The organism is Rahnella sp. PAMC25559 (assembly GCF_050632365.1).
Lineage (GTDB): Bacteria > Pseudomonadota > Gammaproteobacteria > Enterobacterales > Enterobacteriaceae > Rahnella > Rahnella rivi.
Genome location: NZ_CP192543.1, coordinates 4,265,546 through 4,281,931, shown reverse-complemented (window position 1 = coordinate 4,281,931; position 16,386 = coordinate 4,265,546). Strand labels below are relative to the sequence as shown.

Sequence of the window (16,386 nt, the reverse complement as noted above, 5' to 3'; positions counted from 1 at the left end):
TGCCCCACTTTTCGCAAGGAACTGGCTGGATGTTTTGGCAGACCTGGAGTTTTGCATTTGGCGTAACGGTGCCAAATTTACTGATTTTGTTGTTAGGCATGGTTTTGCGCCGTACCGGCCTGATGGACGACAGTTTTAATGAGAAAGCCAGCCGGCTTGTTTTCAATATCGCGTTACCTTGCCTGCTCTTTTTCAGTGTGGCGCAAGGGCATGATTCTTCGGGTTCTAACCTGCCGCTGGCGATTTATGGTGGTGTGGCGACAGTGGTGTCTTTCCTGCTGCTGGAACTGGTTGCGCTAAAGCTGGTGAAAGATCCGCGTGAGCGCGGCATATTTGTGCAGGGCGGATTTCGTGCGAATACCGGCATCGCTGGGCTGGCCTATGCGTCGCTGGCTTTTGGCAGTGAAGGCATTGCGCTCGGCTCGATGTATCTGGCAGTGACGGTGATCTTGTTCAACGTGCTGTCGGTGATTACATTGACCCGCAGTTTGCAGGGTGGGCAGGGTAAGCGCATCGGAATGCGGCCTGTGTTGCACGGTATCCTGACCAATCCGCTGATTATTGGCCTGGTGCTGGGGCTGGCATTCCAGCACAGCCATCTGCCTATGCCGGCAACGCTCGCCAGTACCGGCGCGTTCATCTCCGGAATGGCACTGCCGCTGGCGATGTTGTGCGCCGGTGCCAGCCTTGACTGGCGGGCGATGTTTCGCAGTTCGAATGTGGCCGCCTGGTCATCCGCCTCGCGTGTGGTATTTGTGCCTGCGCTGATGACGCTGGGCGCATGGGCTTTTGGTTTTCGCGGCGCGGCGCTTGGCGTCATTTTTCTTTTTTCCTGCACGCCCACGGCCGCAGGCAGCTACGTAATGACCCGCGCCATGGGCGGAAATGCCACGCTGGCGGCGAACATTATTGCGGTCACGACGTTGGGATCATTTTTTACCACCGCGCTGGGCCTGTATTTATTACGGACGCTCGGGGTCATTTAAAGGAGAGGCATGATGGAAGCATATTGTCCGGTTTGTGAGCAGCCAATGAGTTGGGTGAGCGGTCACTTTCGCTGCGACGCCTGCGGCAAAGAATACAATCAAACGGCGTTATGCCCGGATTGTCAGCAACCGTTGCAGGAGCTGAAAGCCTGCGGCGCAGTCGACTATTTCTGCCAAAACGGGCACGGGATGGTATCTAAAAAACGGGTGTTGTTTACGTATTCGCCTTATTCAGAGGGATGATCATCGGGCTGAGCCTGTTTCCATAAATTCACCAGCGCTTCCGGGGCTTCGGTTTCGGGAATAATCACCACCAGACTGGCAGAATGCTCGGCCGATTCGACGTAAATCTCAATACGGAAATAACGCTGGTCACCGCGACCGGCGTTTTCTTTTTCCTGAGCGAAGGGCATGGCCTGGTTGATGAGCTGGCAAATTTGCTGCCGTTTGTCATCGCTCATTCCTGCAAGCTCGACCCTGCGCGGCCCGCTGAGTTTGGGGATAAACGCGATGCCGCCTTCGCGGTAAATCTCAATCACCGCATTACTTTCCAGCGAATCTAAAGGTTTCATTTACATCACTCCAACCTGCTCCCAGGCTTCACGAACCGCCTGAGCGACAGAAGCGTCAAACCGTTTTTCCGCATGCTGAACCGTCAGTTGGGCGAGAGTCACAAAGTCTGCGTCTTTGGGCAGGGACTTATCGCAGATCGTGTCATACCAGACATAACCGGCGCGTTCCCACGCGTTACCGCCAAGTGTCGTCGCCGCCAGATAAAATGCGCGGTTAGGGATGCCGGAATTGATGTGCACACCGCCGTTATCGTCGCGGGTGTTGACGTAGCCGCTCATGTCGGCAGGCTGCGGATCTTTGCCGAGCAGCGGATCATCATACGCAGTACCGGGATGCGACATCGACCGCAGGCCGGTGCCGTGAATGCCTTTTGCCAGTAATCCTTCACCAATGATCCAGTCGGCTTTATCGGCAGTCTGTTTCAGATGGAACTGTTTCACCAGCGAGCCAAACACATCCGACATCGATTCGTTCAGCGCGCCGGATTGCCCGTTATATTCCAGGCCGGCTTCTGTTTCTGTCACACCGTGGGAAAGTTCATGGCCAACCACGTCGATAGCAATGGTGAAGCGGTTAAATATTTCCCCGTCACCGTCGCCAAATACCATTTGCTGACCGTTCCAGAAGGCATTTTGATAGCCCTTGTCGTAATGAACGGTGCCGAGCAATGCCAGTCCTTTATTGTCGAGAGAGTTTCGCTGATACGCCTGCCAGAAGAAATCATAGGTTACGCCGAGATAATCATAGGCTTCATCCACCGAGACATCGCCGTTACTCGCCTGGCCTTCTTTTCGCACGGATTCGCCCGGCAGGCGGGTGGTGTTTTTGGCGTCGTAAATATCGCGCTCAACCAGACCCGCTTTGGCCGTCACCGTCTTTTGCGGTTTGGCGTAAGGCTGGGCCATCAGGGTATTAACATGCACCAGCGTCTGTTTTGCGCATCTGCGCTGAGGTTCTGAGCCGTGTTCAATAATGCGGTTAAGCATATAAGGTGGGATGACGCTGTTGTAACGTTTCGCGGAACTGTGATTCATCGTGAATCTCCTTATCAAGGGTCACCCGGAGGTGAAAGAAAGGTGTTCGGACAGTCTGATAGTGAAAAGCGGCTAATGTTTAGTCGTCACTTTTCAGTATAGAACCGCGCGACAACCTGCCCGTGAAAGATGAGATTTATCTGTCCGCCTGCGGGTCACACAATACCCCGGTCATAAAACAGGCTGATCATAAAGATGATGCGGAAGGGGGATCACCGCGCGACCAGACGCCTTGCGCACCGATTCTCTTACCACCAGCTTCCCTTGTAACAGCTGGCTGGTATAAGGCGCGTCAGGGCGCAGCATACGGCGCTGTAACAGCGCGATAGCCTCGGTTCCCAGCTCATCGCGCGGCACGTGCACCGCAGTGAGCAGGACGTCGTGGATCTCCGCCAGATTAAACCCGTCGGTGCTGAGTACACTGATATCACCGGGTACCGAAATCCCTTTTTTACTCAACGCAGCCACCACGCCGGACGCCATGTAATCTCCCCCGGCCAGAATCGCTGTCGGCAAGGGTTGCCCGATGGGTAAAGCGTCCAGATATTCAAGTAACGCCTGTTCGCTTTCCTGCGCGCCAAAACCTGATGTGTTGATCAGATGATGGTTGTCGCTGAAGGTCTGATGATGGCGGCTGAAGGCCTGTTTGATGCCGCTCAGACGCAGTTCCATGGTATGTCGGCGCAGGCATTGCAGCGTGACGATGTGCTGATGGCCCTGTGAAAACAGGTAGTCACAGGCAAAATCCCCCATGCTCTGATGATCGGGGCTGACGCTGTCATGGCGCATGTGCCGGTCATGACAGTTCACCAGCACGCAGGGTTTACCCATTTCCGCCGCCAGCAGATGAATATGCGGATCGTCGATACCGACCAGCAAGGCAGCTTCGGTCAGCGGGTCGGTCATTTTGGCGATAAACAACGCCGCGTTGGCATTTTCTTCTTCCATCGCGCAATAGCGCACCCGCACTTCATGGTGAGCCGTCGCCGCCAGGATCCCCTGAACCACTTTGTAATAAAAAATATCGCTGCGCACATCGAAAGCGCGGGCCGGGGCGAAAATCATGATGTTGTTGAGCATCAGGCGACCGGTTGAAAGCCCGTTAAAAACGCCCTGTGATTTCGCACATTCGAGCACGCGATCGCGTGCTTTGCTGCTGGTGTTATTTTTTCCGGCCAGAACCCGTGAAACGGTGCTGATCGAGAGCCCGGTCTGGTCGGCAATTTGCTGGATATTTAACTTTCCTTTCAAACTGTGATCTCCTTCAAAATCGCTCATGCAAAATTTTTCATCTGAGAACCCCGCTCATCCATAAGCTTTTATCCGCTCTGATTTCGCTACGCAGTTATAGCGTGAAAGCTTTTGCAAAAAATCACGTTCCACTCACAAATCCGCCTGCCTACTCTGCAAAAGTACCTCACATAACACATCATCTGCGGCCAGGCCGACGGGTGGGAGAACGGACATGACAATTCAAATCAACACCGAAAGTACGGCCGTTATCGGACGTCGAAAAATAAAAGCCTTGCGCTGGTGGATGCTGGCGCTGTTCCTGCTGGGTGTGACCGTCAACTACATCACCCGTAACTCTCTGGGTTTACTGGCTGCGGAACTTAAAACCAGCCTGAACATGACCACCGAACAATATTCCTACATCGTCGCTGCGTTTCAGGCGGCGTACACCATTTTCCAGCCCCTGTGCGGCTGGCTGATTGACGTGATCGGTCTGAAGCTTGGCTTCCTGATCTGCGCTTCCGTCTGGGCGGTGGTGTGTATGCTGCATGCCGGGGCAGGAAGCTGGATCCAGCTGGCGATTTTGCGTTTCTTCATGGGCAGCGCCGAAGCGGCGGCCACCCCGGCCAACGCCAAAGCGATATCCGACTGGTTCCCGCGTAAAGAGCGGCCGGTTGCTGCCGGCTGGGCTGGCGTAGGTTTCTCGATAGGCGCGATGCTGGCGCCGCCTATTATTCTGGTGGCGCACCTGTCTTTTGGCTGGCGTGGTGCGTTTCTGTTTTGCGGTGTGCTCTCAATGCTGTGGGTGCTGCTGTGGTGGAAATTTTATCATTCACCGGAAACCCATCCGAACCTGAGCAAAGACGAACTGGCGCTGATCCGCTCTGATAACGAGCCGCAGCAAACGCGCTTGCCGTTCCTTAAGTCGCTGAAAATCGTCTGCAAAAACAAAAAGTTCTACGGGATCGCCATTCCGGCATTTCTGGCCGAACCGGCATGGGCCGTGTTCAGTTTCTGGGTGCCGCTGTATCTCGCCAACGAACGCGGGATGGATTTGAAACACATCGTGATGTTCGCCTGGTTACCCTTCCTGGCCGCCGATCTGGGCAGTATTGCCAGCGGTTATCTCACCACGCTCTACCGCAAAGTATTTGGCTGCACGCGCATTAACTCCATCGTTGCCAGCTCCGTGACTGGCGCTTTCATGATGCTGTCTCTGGCTCTGGTTGCACTCACACAAAGTCCTTACGCGGCGATTGCGCTGATCTCCATCGGTGGCTTCGGGCACCAGGTGATTTCCTGCATGCTGAGCGCCGTGGTGGTAGAGACGTTTGACAAAAATCAGGTAGCGACCGTCAACGGCATGCGCGGTTCCTCCGCGTGGATCGCCAGCTTCCTGTTTTCACTGCTGATCGGCGCAGTTGCCGACACGATTGGTTTCAATCCGCTGTTTATCGCAATGGGATTCTTTGATTTGATTGGGGCAATATTCCTGATTGCGCTGATCGCTGAACGCCGCAATCCGGCAAAAAGGGAGCATGTATGAAGACGTTGAAACACTGGGAGCTGGCCGGACATCATGACGCAGGCGTGGATTTGCGTGTCGAAGGTAAGCATCTGTTTTGTCTGAGGGTGCTGGAGCAGGGGTTAATCCGTGTCTTTATTCAGCGCAATGGCGAACTGGCACTGGACCGCACCTGGAGCATTGCGCCGCAAAATGATGTGCCGTGGGAAGGGCGCGATCGTCTGAGCAATGAAGGTTTTACGTTGCCGGGTTATCAACTTTCGCACGGCGAAAATACCCTGACGGTGACCACCGAAATGTTACGTGTCACCGTGCATCAGCCTTTGTGGCTGGAGTGGGAACATAAAAATGAGGCGGGCGTCTGGTTACCGCTGGTCAGCGATCGAAAAACCGGCGCGTATATGCTGTCGGTGAAAGGCGATGCCTCGGCGCACTATCAGTTGCGTGAAGCACAGGATGGCGTGTACGGGCTGGGCGAAAAAGCCGGGGATCTTAACCGCAGCGGGCGTCGTTTTGAAATGCGCAATCTGGATGCGATGGGTTACAACGCCGCCAGCACCGATCCGTTATACAAACATATTCCGTTTACTATGACCCGCCGTAACGACGTCAGTTTCGGCTTGTTCTACGACAATCTAAGCAATGTCTGGCTTGATCTTGGCAATGAGCTGGATAACTACCATCTGCCATACCGCCGTTTCAGCGCCGAAGCCGGGGATCTGGATTACTACCTGTTTATCGGCCCGACCGCGCTGGATGTCACCAAAAAACTGGTGAAGCTGACCGGTAAAACCACCTTTGGTCCGAAATGGAGCCTCGGTTACAGTGGCTCGACCATGTACTACACCGATGCGCCGGACGCCCAGCAGCAACTGATGAAATTCATCACGCTGTGTCAGCAACATGACATTCCCTGCGATTCCTTCCAGCTTTCATCGGGTTATACCTCGATTGGCAACAAGCGTTATGTCTTCAACTGGAACTACGACAAAGTGCCACAGCCTGAAGTGATGTCGCAGGCATTTCTTGATGCGGGTATTCGTCTGGCGGCCAACATTAAACCTTGTCTGTTGCAGGATCACCCGCAATATGGGCAGGTGGCGGAGCAGGGATTGTTCATTCGTGACAGCGAGAGCAATGTGCCGGAACGTTCTGTTTTCTGGGACGACGAAGGATCGCATCTCGATTTCACCCACCCGGCCGCGGTGCGCTGGTGGCAAAAAGGGGTGACGCAGCAGTTGCTGGAAAAAGGCATCGGCTCAACCTGGAACGACAACAACGAATACGAAGTCTGGGACAACGATGCGCGTTGTCACGGTTTCGGTAAGTCCATCGCCATTAAACATATCCGCCCGGTAATGCCGCTGCTGATGATGCGTGCGTCGTTTGAAGCGCAGCAAAGTTTCGCGCCGGAAACCCGTCCGTATCTGATTTCACGTTCCGGCTGTGCGGGAATGCAACGTTACGTGCAGACGTGGAGCGGCGACAATCGCACCAGCTGGCAGACGCTGCGGTACAACACGCGCATGGGCATTGGCATGAGTTTGTCCGGTTTGTACAACGTCGGCCACGACGTCGGCGGCTTCTCTGGCGATAAGCCCGATGCCGAACTGTTTGTACGCTGGGTGCAAAACGGCGTGATGCATCCGCGTTTTACCATTCACTCCTGGAATGACGATCACACGGTGAATGAGCCGTGGATGTACCCGCAGGTGACGCCGCTTATCCGCGACGCGATCCGTTTGCGCTACCGTCTGCTGCCGTATTTCTACACCTTGTTGTGGCAGGCACATGCCGACGATGAGCCGATGCTGCGCCCGACATTCCTCGACCACGAGCACGACAAAAACACCTTCGCGGAAACCGATGATTTCCTGATGGGGCATGATTTGCTGGTCGCCAGCGTGGTGGATGAAGGTCAGCGTGAACGTCAGGTTTATCTGCCGGATAACGGTATCGGCTGGTGTGATTTTTACACCGGGGAATGGTTTGCAGGCGGCCAGACAATCACCCTTGATGCACCGCTTGAGCGCCTGCCGCTGCTGGTCCGCGCCGGCGCCGCATTGCCGCAATCCGCACGGCTGGCTCACGTTGACAGCCATAAAGACCTGGAACGCGAGTTGCACGTTTATCCGGCACCGGGTGAGCTGACGTCAGCGGGAATGCTGTTCGAAGATGACGGCGAGAGCCACCGCTGGCAGCAAAATCAGGCGCTGTGGCTGAACTGGAATATTGTCACTGACGCGCAGCGCATCGATATCACAATCACTCAGCGCGGGGAATTTAAACCGGCGTGGAAAACCCTCAACATTGTGCTGCCGGCAGGCGAAGCGCGTGAGGTGTGGGTGAACGGTGTGAAAACAACTGGCTATAATCTCTAAGTATTTCAAACTCCTCCTCTGAAAAGGGGAGGAGGTGTTAAACCCCACGTTTATTTAACCGCCCGTTTCCGCGCCTTCTTCTCCACCACAATCGATTTCACTTCACTTTCAATCCAGCCATCGGCCAGACGTGTTTTTAGCGTATCGCCCGGTGCGGTCTGGGTGGTTTTCTTGAGTAACGCGCCTTGTGGCGTGGTGGTCACGCTATAACCGCGCGCCAGCGTTGCCAGCGGGCTGACGCCCTCAAGTTGTGCGCAGGCCTTGCCGAAGCGCTCGCGATGTTCGCCCAGTTGCGCGGACATCGCCTGCTGCAAGCGGTACTGTAATTGCTGGACCCGTTGCTGGGCGCGGTGAATACGCGGTTGCGGCTGTTGCTGCGTCAGGCGTTGCTGTAAACGGTCGGTGCGGCGCAGCATCTGGCGCAGCTGGTTTTGCATGGCTTCATCAAGACGACGGCGCAGTTTGAACAGTGCCGTTTGCTGGCGCGCCAGACGTAAATGCGGATGCTGTTGTTGCAGGCGATGATTCAGACGCGTGAAACGCTGAGTGAGCTGCGCGAGATAATAATCCATCGCCATTTCAAGGCGCTGCTGCTGTGACTGGATCTGACGCAGCAATTCCAGCTGGTTGCGGCTGATCAGTTCGGCGGCGGCAGACGGCGTCGGCGCGCGTAAATCAGCGACAAAATCGGCAATGGTGACATCGGTTTCGTGGCCGACGGCGCTGACGATCGGAATGCGGCTGGCGAAAATCGCCCGAGCCACGCGCTCATCATTAAAGCTCCACAAATCTTCCAGCGAACCGCCGCCGCGCCCGACAATCAGGACATCCACTTCTTCACGGGCATTCGCCAGCTGAATGGCACGGACGATTTGCCCTGGCGCATCCACGCCCTGAACGGAGGTCGGATAGATAATGACGGGTAATGACGGGTCACGACGCTTTAAGACATTTAAGACGTCATGCAGCGCAGCACCGCTGGCGGATGTGATCACACCGACGCATTTGGCAGGCGAGGGCAGCGGCTGTTTAAACTGCGCATCAAACAGACCTTCGGCGGCCAGTTGCTGTTTCAGCAGATCGAATTTCTGTTGCAACAGACCGTCACCCGCTTCCTGCATGCTTTCGGCAATCAGCTGATAATCGCCGCGCGGTTCGTACAAGGTTATGGTCGCGCGGACCAGAACCTGCTGACCGTTTTGCGGGCGAAACGTCGTGCGGCGATTGGTGTTGCGAAACATCGCGCATTTGACCTGAGCGCGGTCATCTTTGAGCGTGAAATACCAGTGGCCGGAGGACGGCTGAGAGAAGTTTGAAATCTCACCGGAGAGCCAGACCTGACCCATTTCGTTTTCCAGCAACTGTCGGACCGTCTGATTCAGGCGGCTTACGGTAAAAATAGGAGGCGAAGAAGGTAGTGACATGTGATCCAGATCAAATTCAAAAACAGAGACTTAATCGAACGATACTACATGCCCGCAAAAGGTAATCAAGAAGTTTTTGAAATAGTTCTGGTCGGAATGCCTACTCACCTGTATACTCCCGCTGCAATATTTTATCTTTTCCGCATCCACCTTGGTGAGATATTGCCCATGCTACGTATCGCAAAAGAAGCACTAACGTTCGACGACGTTCTCCTTGTTCCAGCCCACTCCACAGTTCTGCCCAATACTGCCGATCTCGGTACTCAACTGACCGCTAAAATCCGTCTGAATATCCCTATGCTGTCCGCAGCTATGGATACCGTGACTGAAGCGAATCTGGCGATTGCTCTGGCGCAGGAAGGCGGCCTCGGATTCATCCACAAGAACATGTCTATTGAGCGTCAGGCGGAAGAAGTCCGTCGCGTGAAGAAGCATGAAAGCGGCGTTGTTGCTGACCCTAAAACCGTCACACCTTCGACCACTCTGCGTCAGGTTAAAGCACTCACTGAAATTAACGGTTTTGCCGGTTATCCGGTCGTGACGGAAGAAAACGAACTGGTCGGTATTATTACCGGTCGTGACGTGCGCTTCGTGACCGATCTGGAACAGCCTGTCACGGCAGTCATGACGCCGAAAGAGCGTCTGGTCACCGTCAAAGAAGGCGAAGCCCGCGAAGTCGTGCTGCAAAAAATGCACGAAAAACGCGTAGAGAAAGCGCTGGTGGTTGACGCGCAATTCCATCTGCTCGGTATGATCACCGTAAAAGACTTCCAGAAAGCCGAACGTAAACCGAACGCCTGTAAAGATGAGCAGGGCAGCCTGCGCGTCGGTGCTGCGGTTGGCGCCGGTGCGGGCAACGAAGAGCGTATCGATGCGCTGGTCGCGGCCGGTGTTGACGTTCTGCTGATTGACTCCTCTCACGGCCACTCCGAAGGCGTTCTGGAACGTATCCGCGCAACCCGCGCTAAATACCCGGATCTGCAAATCATTGGCGGTAACGTCGCAACTGGCGCAGGTGCTCTGGCACTGGCGAAAGCGGGCGTGAGCGCGGTGAAAGTCGGTATCGGTCCTGGCTCCATCTGTACCACCCGTATCGTGACCGGCGTGGGTGTTCCGCAAATCACCGCCGTTTCTGACGCGGTTGAAGCGCTGGAAGGCACAGGCATTCCGGTTATCGCTGACGGCGGTATCCGCTTCTCCGGCGACATCGCTAAAGCTATTGCGGCTGGCGCAAGCTGCGTGATGGTTGGTGGGATGCTGGCAGGGACCGAAGAATCGCCGGGCGAAATTGAGCTGTATCAGGGCCGTTCATACAAATCTTACCGTGGTATGGGTTCTCTGGGCGCGATGTCCAAAGGCTCTTCTGACCGTTACTTCCAGACGGACAACGCCGCTGACAAACTGGTACCGGAAGGTATCGAAGGTCGCGTGGCCTATAAAGGCCGTCTGAAAGAAATCATCCACCAGCAAATGGGCGGTCTGCGCTCCTGTATGGGGCTGACCGGTTGTGCTACCATCGACGACCTGCGCACCAAGGCTGAGTTTGTCCGCATCAGCGGTGCAGGGATCCAGGAAAGCCACGTACATGACGTGACCATTACCAAAGAGTCACCGAACTACCGCATGGGTTCCTGACCCGAAAGACAGCGAGCTAAAGGCTCGCTGTCTGCTTTTAAGATTGTCAGAAAATTTAACCTGTTGTTTTAACGCTTTTATTGCTTTCTGGAAAACGCCCCCTCATGAGCGAAAATATTCACAAGCACCGTATCCTGATCCTCGATTTCGGCTCCCAGTACACCCAACTTGTTGCGCGCCGCGTGCGTGAACTGGGTGTCTATTGCGAACTCTGGGCCTGGGACGTAACCGAAGCCCAAATCCGCGAATTCAACCCGAACGGGATCATCCTGTCCGGCGGCCCGGAAAGTACCACCGAGCATGACAGCCCGCGCGCCCCTGATTACGTCTTCGAAGCCGGTGTGCCGGTTCTGGGCGTCTGCTACGGCATGCAAACCATGGCAATGCAGTTAGGCGGCCATGTTGAAGGCTCTAACGAGCGCGAATTTGGTTACGCGCAGGTTGAAGTTCAGACTGAAAGCGCGTTAATCCGCGACATTCAGGACGCCCTGAGCGAGAACAACAAACCGCTGCTCGACGTCTGGATGAGCCACGGCGACAAAGTGACGGCCATCCCGTCCGGTTTCGTGACCGTTGCCAGCACCGAGACTTGCCCGTTTGCCATTATGGCGAACGAAGAAAAACGCTTCTACGGTGTGCAGTTCCACCCGGAAGTGACGCACACCCGTCAGGGCCTGCGTATGCTCGAACGTTTCATCATGGACATCTGCGAGTGCGAAGCCCTGTGGACGCCAGCGAAAATCATCGAAGACGCGGTTGAGCGTCTGCGCGTGCAGATTGGCGACGATCACGTGATCCTCGGCCTGTCCGGCGGCGTTGACTCCTCTGTGACCGCGATGCTGCTGCACCGTGCGATTGGCGACCGTCTGACCTGCGTATTTGTGGATAACGGCCTGCTGCGTCTTAACGAAGCCGATCAGGTTCTGGAAATGTTCGGCGACCGTTTCGGCCTGAACATCGTTCACGTCGCTGCCGAAGAGCGTTTCCTGTCTGCGCTGGCAGGCGTTGATGAACCTGAAGCCAAACGTAAAATCATTGGCCGCGTCTTTGTTGAAGTGTTCGATGAAGAAGCCTGCAAGCAGGATGCGGTGAAATGGCTGGCGCAGGGCACGATCTACCCTGACGTGATCGAATCTGCGGCCTCTGCCACCGGCAAAGCGCACGTGATCAAATCCCACCATAACGTGGGCGGTCTGCCAAAAGAAATGAAACTGGGTCTGGTTGAGCCGCTGAAAGAGCTGTTCAAAGACGAAGTGCGTAAAATCGGTCTGGAACTCGGCCTGCCATACGACATGCTTTTCCGTCACCCGTTCCCGGGGCCAGGTCTGGGCGTTCGCGTGCTGGGCGAAGTGAAGAAAGAGTACTGCGACCTGTTGCGCCGCGCCGATGCTATCTTCATCGAAGAACTGCACAAAGCCGATCTGTACAACAAAGTCAGTCAGGCCTTCACCGTCTTCCTGCCAGTCCGCTCCGTTGGCGTGATGGGCGATGGCCGTAAATACGACTGGGTCGTTTCCCTGCGCGCAGTGGAAACCATCGACTTCATGACCGCGCACTGGGCACACCTGCCGTACGATTTCCTCGGCCGCTGCTCCAACCGCATCATCAACGAAGTTGACGGCATTTCCCGCGTTGTTTACGACATCTCGGGTAAACCACCGGCAACGATTGAGTGGGAATAAGTTTTAGCAAAAGCTGAAGCCTGAAACCCGTAAAAACGCCAGTGCGATCGCAAGATCCGCTGGCGTTTTTTTATGTGTGAAAGGGGGGCAGGGCTGGATATTAATAAAAAAGGCAGCCCTCAGGCCGCCTTGTTGTCATGCCACATGTGGGCGTTATTCGTTGAACAACCGGGTGTCGTTCGCCATGCTGTCGACGACGCTTTTCAGATCGTTTGCCGTCACTTTTTGTTTATCGTTGGAAACCTGTTTGCCGAATCCTTTACGAACAACTTTTATCACCGCTTTACCGGTGCTGGCATCGATCAGCTCGCCTTCAAAGTACACTTCGGTATCACGGGTACGATGGCCGGTCGCCGTTTCGGTACCTGCAATCACCAGCGCCACCGGAATAACTTCATAGAACTGCAAACCTTCAGCCGAAGTATTCACACCGGTAATGGCACCTTTGAAGATCAAAGTACGTGGCCCCGCGTGATCGGTCAGCGGCAGACGCTCAGACAGCGCAGTTTTCATGCGGCTGTTGGCATAATCCAGAGCCCCCTGAAGTGTCTCTTTGCTGATTTGCTCAGTAGGCTGAGGCTCAGGATAGAATTTAATCGGTTCGTATTTAATGTAGGAGTAATTCTCTTTCTTAAACGAAGGATCGATCCAGCGCAGAACCGGATTTCCTGAGGCAGTTTTCACTTCCTTGAGGCCCGAATAATCCCCCAGGAAGCCTGAGAATTTTTCAGTCTGCGTAACATGGCTTGTACAGCCCGCTAAAAACATCGTACCGGTCACAAGAGCAATCTGCAGCAGCTTTATTTTTTTCATTCGAACCCTCGAAATTTTTAAGGAAGACAAAGTATGTATAGCACCGCTGGGGAATTTAACCTCTTAACAACAAAGAAAAATTGATGAAGAACAGAGTATTGATATTTGTGAGAGGAGCGCATGATTGATCACGCTCGTCTCATTTATTTGGTGAATGAAAGAGATAGTACTCGCCTTTAGGGCTATCCCCCGTGGCGACGATGTCCCAGCCTTTTGATAAATAAAATGCGACCGATTTTTGACTCTTTACCAAACATTTCAGCGAACCGGTGCGGGTAAAGGTTTTTTCAGCGGCGCGAAGTAAGGCGCTGCCGGCGCCGGTCCCCTGAAATTGCGGGTCGATAAACAGGTTATGCAGAAAGTTTTCCTGGGTAAAAATCGAGGCGAACCCGAGTAAATGCCCATCGCGCTCCGCGACAAGTATCGTCTCGCCGATCACCGCACGGTCAAAATCTTCCAGCTTGTAGTCAGCCTCTGTCAGCCACGTCCAGGTATCTTTGCGTGCGGCCAGATACAGCGTGCGTAAAAAAGGACGATCGGCTTCTTCGTAAGCCCGGATGTGAAGTGGTGATACCAAAGAGTGAGACTCCTCAAAGACTGTAGGGTTATTTGTGCGTATGGTACGCAACTCACTTAACGATACTGCCAGCGACTATGTATGAGTTCAATTTGGTTTTGTTGCTGTTGCAGCAAATGTGCGTCTATTTAGTCATTGCGTATTTACTCAGCAAAACCCCTCTGTTTATCCCGCTGATGCACGTTACCGTGCGGCTTCCGCACAAATTGCTGTGTTATTTCATGTTCTCGATGTTCTGCATTATGGGCACTTATTTTGGTCTGCATATTCAGGATTCAATCGCCAATACCCGGGCCATCGGCGCGGTGCTGGGCGGTTTACTCGGCGGGCCGGTCGTTGGTGTTCTGGTCGGTCTGACGGGCGGGTTACACCGGTATTCGCTGGGGGGCATGACAGCGCTGAGTTGCATGATTTCGACGGTTATCGAGGGATTGCTCGGCGGCATAGTGCATCGTGTGCTGATGCGGCGGGGACGTATTGACCGGCTGTTTAATCCGCTGACCGTCGCGGGCGTCACGCTGTTTGCTGAAGTGCTGCAAATGGCGATCATTTTGATGGTGGCGCGTCCTTTTGACGAAGCGCTGCGGCTGGTCAAAAGCATCGCCACGCCGATGATGGTGACCAATACCATCGGCGCGGCTATGTTTATGCGCATTCTGCTCGACCGGCGGGCGATGTTTGAACGTTACACCACGGCGTTCAGCGCCCGCGCGCTCAATATCGCCGCCTGTACCGAAGGTGTGCTGCGTCAGGGGTTTAATCAGGAGAATACCGCCCGGGTGGCGCAGATCATTTATCAGGAGCTGGATATCGGCGCTGTGGCGATTACCGATCGTGAGAAACTGCTGGCGTTTGTCGGGATCGGCGACGATCACCATTTGCCGGGATCGCCGATATTGTCCGAACATTCGCACCGCGCCATCGAACATAACGAAGTGGTTTATGCCGACGGCAATGAGGTGGCCTATCAGTGCACGCAAAGCCCGTCGTGTAAGCTGTGCTCGACGCTGGTGATCCCGCTGCGCGGTGAAAATCAGGAAGTGATCGGCACGATCAAACTGTATGAAGCGCGCAACCGGTTGTTCAGTTCAATCAACCGTACGCTGGGCGAAGGCATCGCCAGCCTGCTGTCGGCGCAGATCCTCGCCGGACAGTACGAACGGCACAAACAGTTACTGATCCAGTCGGAAATTAAACTGCTGCACGCGCAGGTGAATCCTCACTTTCTGTTTAACGCGCTGAATACCCTGGTGGCGGTGATCCGTCGCGACAGCCAGCAGGCCAGTGAACTGGTGCAGCATCTTTCTACGTTTTTTCGCAAAAACCTCAAACGCCCGCAGGAAGTGGTGACGCTGGCCGACGAAATCGAGCATGTGCAAGCCTATCTGCATATCGAACGAGCGCGGTTCAGTGACCGTCTGAATGTCACCTTTGATTTCCCCGAGGCGCTGCAACAGCTCTGTTTACCCGCTTTTACCCTGCAACCGCTGGTGGAAAACGCCATCAAACACGGGACATCGCAGTTGCTCGGTATCGGGCAGCTTCGTCTTTCTGCTATCGGACAGGGAGAGTGTCTGGTGCTCACCGTGGAAGATAATGCCGGGCTGTACGCGCCGTCGGCTAACGGTAACGGGCTTGGGATGAGTCTGGTCGATCGCCGTCTGCGCGGGCGCTACGGCGACGAGTTCGGGTTACAGGTTGAATGCGAGCCGGAACGGTTCACCCGCGTCATTTTACGTTTGCCAGCCAGGAGCCGACATGCTGAAAATATTGATTGTTGATGACGAGCCGCTGGCGCGTGAAAACCTGTGCGTGCTGTTGCAGCCGGTCGCTGACGTCATCGTGGCCGGCGAATGTGAAAATGCGGTGGAAGCCCTTGGCGCGATCAACCGGCTGCGACCTGACGTGGTGTTTCTGGATATACACATGCCGCGCATCAGCGGTCTGGAACTGGTCAGTATGATCGACCCCGAGCGCATGCCTCATATCGTCTTTCTCACCGCATACGATGAGTACGCGCTGCAGGCGTTCGAAGAGAATGCGTTCGATTATCTGCTCAAACCGGTTCAGGCCTCACGGCTGGAGAAAACCCTTCATCGCCTGCGACAGCATCTTCCTGCACAAAATGTCAGTGCGCTGATGGCGGGGGAGCCGGATCTTGCCCTGATCCCCTGCTGCGGGCAGAACCGTATTTATCTGCTCTCCACAGATGAGGTGATTTTTGTCAGCTCACGGGTCAGCGGCGTATTCGTGAACCGCGCCGACGGCAGTGAATGCTTTACAGAGCTGACGCTGCGCACGCTGGAAAGTCGCACGCCGTTGCTGCGTTGCCACCGGCAGTATTTGATTAATATGCAGCATCTGCGCGAAATCCGTTTTGATGACTGCGGGCAGGCAGAGCTGGTGATGAAAAATGAGGTACGGGTGCCGGTCAGTCGTCGCTACCTGAAAGCCCTGAAGTCCCGGCTGGGCCTGTAACCCGCACCGTTCACTCCGGCGTTTTAACCGTTTAAATCGCTATTA

The 16,386-nt window shown here is 54.9% G+C and carries 14 protein-coding genes; 8 read left to right on the top strand and 6 right to left on the bottom strand.

The genetic code is table 11. The annotated features are described in order from the left end of the window. Positions 1 to 29: 29 nt before the first annotated feature. Positions 30 to 986 carry an AEC family transporter gene (locus tag ACQZQY_RS20725; protein WP_056781265.1) on the top strand — a complete coding sequence of 319 codons (957 nt, stop codon included), beginning with the start codon at positions 30 to 32 and terminating at the stop codon, positions 984 to 986. 12 nt (positions 987 to 998) lie between these two features. Beyond that, entirely contained in the window at positions 999 to 1,229 is a 231-nt protein-coding gene (locus ACQZQY_RS20720; RefSeq protein ID WP_431297224.1) for a zinc ribbon domain-containing protein, read from the top strand. Here ACQZQY_RS20720 and ACQZQY_RS20715 read toward each other — a convergent pair. From ACQZQY_RS20715 to ACQZQY_RS20705, 3 genes are all read right to left on the bottom strand, one after another. Then, positions 1,214 to 1,558: a protealysin inhibitor emfourin gene (locus ACQZQY_RS20715; RefSeq protein WP_122097415.1), complete on the bottom strand. Its 345-nt coding sequence runs from the start codon at positions 1,556 to 1,558 to the stop codon at positions 1,214 to 1,216. The two genes, ACQZQY_RS20720 and ACQZQY_RS20715, sit on opposite strands and share 16 nt — an antisense overlap. Beyond that, positions 1,559 to 2,593 carry a M4 family metallopeptidase gene (locus tag ACQZQY_RS20710; protein ID WP_431296330.1) on the bottom strand — a complete coding sequence of 345 codons (1,035 nt, stop codon included), beginning with the start codon at positions 2,591 to 2,593 and terminating at the stop codon, positions 1,559 to 1,561. 171 nt (positions 2,594 to 2,764) lie between these two features. Further along, entirely contained in the window at positions 2,765 to 3,844 is a 1,080-nt protein-coding gene (locus ACQZQY_RS20705; RefSeq protein ID WP_431296329.1) for a LacI family DNA-binding transcriptional regulator, read from the bottom strand. 214 nt (positions 3,845 to 4,058) lie between these two features. Here ACQZQY_RS20705 and ACQZQY_RS20700 point away from each other — a divergent pair, with 214 nt between their 5' ends. Together ACQZQY_RS20700 and ACQZQY_RS20695 are read left to right on the top strand one after the other, a co-directional pair. Further along, on the top strand, positions 4,059 to 5,372 hold the full coding sequence (locus tag ACQZQY_RS20700) for an MFS transporter (RefSeq protein ID WP_431296328.1): 1,314 nt from the start codon (positions 4,059 to 4,061) through the stop codon (positions 5,370 to 5,372). Then, complete coding sequence (locus tag ACQZQY_RS20695; protein ID WP_431296327.1) at positions 5,369 to 7,732, top strand: TIM-barrel domain-containing protein; 2,364 nt, start codon at positions 5,369 to 5,371, stop codon at positions 7,730 to 7,732. The genes ACQZQY_RS20700 and ACQZQY_RS20695 overlap by 4 nt, the downstream gene beginning before the upstream one ends. 50 nt (positions 7,733 to 7,782) lie before the next feature. Here the strand turns inward: ACQZQY_RS20695 and xseA are convergent, their stop codons facing one another. Then, entirely contained in the window at positions 7,783 to 9,156 is a 1,374-nt protein-coding gene (gene xseA, locus ACQZQY_RS20690) for an exodeoxyribonuclease VII large subunit (RefSeq protein WP_421670932.1), read from the bottom strand. A 168-nt stretch (positions 9,157 to 9,324) separates the two neighbouring features. Between xseA and guaB the strand changes: the two genes are divergently transcribed. Together guaB and guaA are read left to right on the top strand one after the other, a co-directional pair. Further along, positions 9,325 to 10,791 carry an IMP dehydrogenase gene (gene guaB, locus ACQZQY_RS20685; protein WP_136374760.1) on the top strand — a complete coding sequence of 489 codons (1,467 nt, stop codon included), beginning with the start codon at positions 9,325 to 9,327 and terminating at the stop codon, positions 10,789 to 10,791. 104 nt (positions 10,792 to 10,895) lie between these two features. Continuing rightward, a complete protein-coding gene (gene guaA, locus ACQZQY_RS20680) occupies positions 10,896 to 12,473 on the top strand; it encodes a glutamine-hydrolyzing GMP synthase (RefSeq protein WP_056781247.1) in 1,578 nt (525 codons plus the stop codon). Between the two features lie 153 nt (positions 12,474 to 12,626). Here the strand turns inward: guaA and ACQZQY_RS20675 are convergent, their stop codons facing one another. Further along, a complete protein-coding gene (locus ACQZQY_RS20675; RefSeq protein WP_122097422.1) occupies positions 12,627 to 13,286 on the bottom strand; it encodes a DUF3313 domain-containing protein in 660 nt (219 codons plus the stop codon). A gap of 139 nt (positions 13,287 to 13,425) precedes the next feature. Further along, positions 13,426 to 13,863, bottom strand: a complete 438-nt coding sequence (locus tag ACQZQY_RS20670; RefSeq protein ID WP_431296326.1) for a GNAT family N-acetyltransferase — start codon at positions 13,861 to 13,863, stop codon at positions 13,426 to 13,428. 77 nt (positions 13,864 to 13,940) lie between these two features. Between ACQZQY_RS20670 and ACQZQY_RS20665 the strand changes: the two genes are divergently transcribed. Beyond that, positions 13,941 to 15,644 carry a LytS/YhcK type 5TM receptor domain-containing protein gene (locus tag ACQZQY_RS20665; protein WP_431296325.1) on the top strand — a complete coding sequence of 568 codons (1,704 nt, stop codon included), beginning with the start codon at positions 13,941 to 13,943 and terminating at the stop codon, positions 15,642 to 15,644. Then, on the top strand, positions 15,622 to 16,341 hold the full coding sequence (gene btsR / locus ACQZQY_RS20660) for a two-component system response regulator BtsR (protein ID WP_431296324.1): 720 nt from the start codon (positions 15,622 to 15,624) through the stop codon (positions 16,339 to 16,341). Before ACQZQY_RS20665 ends, btsR begins: the two co-directional genes overlap by 23 nt. The last annotated feature ends 45 nt before the right edge of the window (positions 16,342 to 16,386 follow it).